4 protein-coding genes are annotated in these 4,674 nt (G+C 41.9%); 2 read left to right on the top strand and 2 right to left on the bottom strand.

Annotation, left to right across the window (positions count from 1 at the left end):
* Positions 1-8: 8 nt before the first annotated feature.
* The gene (locus tag AC1DPZ_RS22245) at positions 9-1,076 is read right to left on the bottom strand and encodes an agmatine deiminase family protein (RefSeq protein ID WP_477407564.1); all 1,068 of its coding nucleotides are present in this window, start codon (positions 1,074-1,076) and stop codon (positions 9-11) included.
* A gap of 120 nt (positions 1,077-1,196) precedes the next feature.
* The gene (locus tag AC1DPZ_RS22240) at positions 1,197-2,066 is read right to left on the bottom strand and encodes a carbon-nitrogen hydrolase (protein ID WP_477407562.1); all 870 of its coding nucleotides are present in this window, start codon (positions 2,064-2,066) and stop codon (positions 1,197-1,199) included.
* A gap of 261 nt (positions 2,067-2,327) precedes the next feature.
* On the opposite strand from AC1DPZ_RS22240, the gene AC1DPZ_RS22235 reads away from it, so the two are divergent.
* The gene (locus AC1DPZ_RS22235; RefSeq protein ID WP_477407560.1) at positions 2,328-3,458 is read left to right on the top strand and encodes a flippase-like domain-containing protein; all 1,131 of its coding nucleotides are present in this window, start codon (positions 2,328-2,330) and stop codon (positions 3,456-3,458) included.
* A 96-nt stretch (positions 3,459-3,554) separates the two neighbouring features.
* Positions 3,555-4,674 (top strand): aromatic amino acid hydroxylase (locus AC1DPZ_RS22230; protein ID WP_477407558.1); only part of this gene is annotated, 1,120 nt, incomplete at its 3' end.

Below are 4,674 nucleotides of genomic sequence, written 5' to 3'. Positions count from 1 at the left end.
CTCCCCCTTTAGGGGGCTGGGGGGCTTGGTTCCTGCTGACTCAAACAATGGAAACTTCCAAGTCCCCAGATGATATCTGTAGAATCAATACCTACAACCTCGCGATTGGGGAAGCATTGCTGAATGATTTGTAATGCTTTATCGTCATTTACAGAACGATAGGTAGGTACTACAACAGCCGAGTTGGCTATATAAAAATTAGCGTACGATGCCGGCAAGCGGGTATCATCATGGACCACCTCATCGGGCATGGGAAGTTCCACAACGTTTAATTGTTTGCCATTGAGCAGGCGCATGGTTTTTAAAGCTTCCAGGTTTTCCTGCAGCAGGTGATAGTTGTCGTCGTTTTTGTTCTCTTCAACAACAGTAACTACGGTATCCTCGTTCACAAAACGGGTAATATCATCAATGTGGCCGTCGGTATCGTCACCAACAATGCCATCGCCCAACCATAAAATTTGTTCGGCGCCGTAATAGTTGCGCAGGTAGCCTTCAATCTGGTCCTGGTTTAAATGCGGGTTGCGGTTTTTGTTGAGCAGGCAGGCAGTGGTGGTTAAAATTGTGCCCTTGCCATTAAAATCAACAGAGCCACCTTCCATTACAATACCCGGATTAAATACAGGCAAACCAAAGTGTTTCCCAATTTTTGTAGGGATTACATCATCAAGATCAAACGGGGGATATTTGCCACCCCAGGCATTATAGCCCCAATCAACAATAGCTTTTTGTTTAGTATATGGGTTGATCAAAAACGCGGGTCCGTGGTCGCGGCACCAGGCATCATTTGTTGCAAATTCAAACAACTCCACCCGGCTCATATCAACACCGGCATGTTGCAATTGAAAAGTAACCGAAGCCTTCATGTTTTCATCAACCACGTTGATGCGCACTAATTCGCCTTTGGTTAATACTTTGATGAATTCGATGTATGCCGGGTAAATGGTATCTATTTTCCCCGGCCATGAAGCCTCTTTATGAGGCCATGAAAGCCAGGTTGCTGTGTGTTTTGCCCACTCAGCAGGAAAGGAAAATCCCTGCGAAGCAGGGGTTTGTATAGTTGAAGTATTTTGGCTCATAGTTGGTAAGCAAATATGTATATCCTACCCGTTATTGCGAGGTACGAAGCAATCCCTAACTGTACAGAGTGGCTCTGTAGCTCGGGGATTGCTTCGTACCTCGCAATGACGGGCGGGGAATTAATCTTCGTCCAAGAGACGTTTAGTAATCGGCTGGTAACTGTCAATCCGTCTGTCACGTAAAAACGGCCAGTGGCTTCTATAATAATCAGATTTATCTAAATCTAATTCCTGTACAACAACCTCTTCCTCATCATGTGATGTTTGCTGGATAATTGCACCAAACGGGTTGGCAAAGAATGATCCGCCCCAGAATTTAACGCCTGCTTCTTCGCCAACACGGTTAACGCTTACTACGTGTATGCCGTTGGCTACCGCGTGCGAGCGTTGAATGGTTTGCCATGCATTGTATTGTTCCACATTGGTAGCTTCATCCTGAGTAGTAGCCCAGCCAATGGCAGTTGGATAAAATAATATCTCGGCGCCCATTAACGCTGTGATACGGGCAGCTTCGGGGTACCATTGATCCCAGCAGATGAGCACACCTAATTTGCCGTATTTGGTTTTAAATACCTTATAACCCAGGTCGCCGGGGGTGAAGTAGAATTTTTCGTAAAAGCCCGGATCATCGGGTATATGCATTTTGCGGTATTTGCCTAAGTAGCTGCCATCGGCATCCAAAACAGCTGTGGTATTATGGTAAAGGCCCTGCGCGCGCTTCTCAAACAATGAAGCAATAATTACCACGTTAAGCTCGGCAGCAACTTTTGATAACTCATCTGTTGATGGGCCGGGTATGGCTTCGGCCAGTTTAAAATTGTCGTAATCCTCAACATCACAAAAATAAAGCGAGGTAAACAACTCCTGTAAACAAACTATTTGGGCGCCTTTGGCTGCTGCCTCCCTTACTTTAATAATGGCCTTTTGCAGGTTTTGCTGTTTATCTGCATTACAGCTCATTTGCACTATGCCAACCTTTACTTTATTCATACTGATAAAAATTTGCGCAAAAATAACAATTGAATTTAGGATTGCATCGATTTATATTATTGATTACACTGATTTGAATATTACCATTTCGTTAGGATTACACCCATGTTGTAGTTGATTACACCAATTAATTTGGTTTGGTTTTAAATTTTTCAAAACATAATTGCTAAATTTTGTTAAATCATTGTCCTCATATAGCTAAATAAAAAAATAACATAGCTTTGCACCCAAAATGGCAGTTGCCGTTAATTTGCTTCAACAATGATAGATAAGGATTATTACGAAATTTTAGGCATCGACCCCAGTGCTACATTAAATGATATTGACGAAGCCTATCGCAAAATCAGTAATAGTAAGGCTCCCAATGATTTAGTTGCTGAAGCTTACCAGGTTTTGAGCGATAATGAAAAACGCAAACAATACGACGAAGATTATATTGGCCCCTTTAACCCGGCTGAAACTTTTCCGTTGGAGGATCTGAAAACCATCACCGCCGAAAAAAAACCTAAAACATTTAAAAGTACCCTGTGGCATATTACCAAGCTGATTTTAAAGATCTGCGTTACCGGTGCCTTGCTTTATTATGTTTTTAGTAAAATAAAAATTGATCAGGTTAAAGAGTTACTTAGCCAATCAAATCCATGGTGGGCTCTGGCTGCTGTGGTATGTTTTTTTCTTTCAACTATTGTATCCGCTTCAAGGTTATTAAGTTTTTTCAGATCTATAGATTTACACATAGGCTGGAGATTTAATTTACGCTTATATATGCTTGGTATGTTTTATAACTTGTTTTTACCAGGTGGCATAGGCGGCGATGGTTACAAAATATACCTGCTGAACAAAAGTTACAAAATGCCTGCTAAAAAAGTTTTCTGGGCAATTTTGTTTGACAGGTTGAGCGGTTTTTGGGCAATTGGTTTAATTACTGCCGTACTTGTTATTTTTCTTCCGCAGCTAAATATTAGTCCATTGTTAACAGGAGCTATATTTTTAACTGCAACGGCGGTGTATTATTTTGTGGCACACAAATTTTTTAAAGAATATACCAGGTACTTTTTTGAGGCTCATTTAAAGGCAGTGGCCTTACAATCATTACAGTTAACCACAATTTTGTGTGTAATGGTAGGCTTACATCACATCGGTAAATTCGCCCCCTATTTATCGGCTTTCCTGATGTCGTCTATGGCGGCAGTTATACCATTTAGCGTTGGAGGGCTTGGCTTTCGGGAGTTTATATTTAAGTGGGTAATTGTCGAAAAATTCCAAATGAACGGCGAACTGGCCGTAGTTTTAAGCTTATCTTTTTATGTGGTATCGGCCCTTATTTCTTTAATGGGTGTTTACTATGTATTTCGTACAGATAGATTAGAAAAGGATCTTCCTTCTGATTAATGTTATAAAAAACCATAAATTACTATCAACCTGTTTCAGTAAAGGCAATCTTATTTCCTAAATTTACGTTCTGTTTATAAACCGTACCAAACGTAAATGAGCCATTTTAATGATTTTCACAATCCGCAGGTTGCTGCGTTGCCCGGTCATTTAAAACAATTTATAGTCGACCAACATTACGAGCATTACACGCCCATTGACCACGCTGTTTGGCGCTATGTAATGCGGCAAAATTATAGTTACTTAAAGGATGTTGCCTATTACCCATACATTCCCGGCTTAACCAAAGCCGGCTTAACTATAGAAAGAATCCCCAACCTGCAGGAAATGAACGATGCCCTGGCCAAAATTGGCTGGGGAGCAGTTACTGTTGATGGTTTTATACCTCCTGCTGCCTTTATGGAATACCAGGCTTACAAGGTGCTGGTTATTGCAGCGGATATCCGCCAGTCGCGGCATATTGAATATACACCAGCGCCCGATATCATTCACGAATCTGCGGGGCACGCGCCAATTATTGCTGATAAGGATTACCACGAATATTTGAGCTATTTTGGCTCGATAGGGGCAAAAGCCATGTTTTCGGCACAGGATTTTGAACTTTACGAAGCCATACGAGCTTTATCGATACTAAAAGAAATGCCCGATGCCGACCCGGAAGAGGTGAAGAAGGCCGATGAACTGGTAGCTTACCGGCAACAGCATATAGGTGAACCATCAGAGATGGCCCTGCTAAGCCGCCTGCATTGGTGGACGGTAGAATACGGTTTGATTGGTACATTAGAAAACCCAAAGATCTACGGCGCAGGCCTGCTCTCGTCTATTGGCGAAAGCGCCAGTTGTATGACGACGGAGGTAAAAAAACTTTGGTACACTATTGATGCGGTGAACTATAGTTATGATATCACTAAAACACAGCCACAGCTTTTTGTAACACCAACTTTCCAAAACCTGGTAAATGTGCTGGAGGAATTTGCCAACACCATGTCGTTCCGCAGAGGTGGCGCTTATGGATTAGGTAAGGCTTTTGAAAGTAAAAATACCTGTACAGCGGTTTACAGTTCGGGCCTGCAGGTTTCGGGTACGGTGACCGATTTTAAAACCGATAAAAATGGCGATCCATATTTTTTAAAGATCACCGGGCCTGCTGCTTTATCAGTTAATAATAAACAACTGAAAGGCCATGGGAAAAATTATCATAAAGATGGCTTTAGCT

This window comes from Mucilaginibacter sp. P4_G9 (assembly GCF_056400985.1).
This window is presented reverse-complemented; position numbering and strand designations above follow the sequence as displayed.